Annotated in this window: 1 protein-coding gene; it reads right to left on the reverse strand. The window is 54.3% G+C overall.

All coding sequences use genetic code 11. From position 1 onward, the window contains the following. The coding region (locus tag AC3G2T_RS38880; RefSeq protein ID WP_488438838.1) for a hypothetical protein at nucleotides 1-341 on the reverse strand (341 nt) is incomplete at both ends.

The raw sequence follows: 341 nt of genomic DNA on the forward strand, positions 1-341 counted from the left end.
CTCGCTTTTCTTGATCAGGTACTTCACTTCCGTGCCGCTCACCGGGTCCGTATAGCCGCTCGGCTGTTCGGACGTGTATGTCTCGCTCTGGGATTGCCGGTTGCCGTTCCTATCATATGCATAGAGAATCGTTTTCCCCGGCGCCTCGGCTTTTTCGATTCTTCCCGCCGCATCGTAGCTGTAATTCGTTGTGCCGTAGCTGTCGGTTTTCGCCGTTTGTCGGCCTGCGTCGTCGTACGCATAAGCGTACTCGGATATAAGGCTGCCGTCCGGTTTCTTGTTCACGAGCTTCATCAACCGGTTGTTTTTGTCAAACGCATACTCTTCCTTCACTCCGCCCT

The sequence above is a fragment of the Paenibacillus sp. sgz302191 genome, assembly GCF_057749925.1.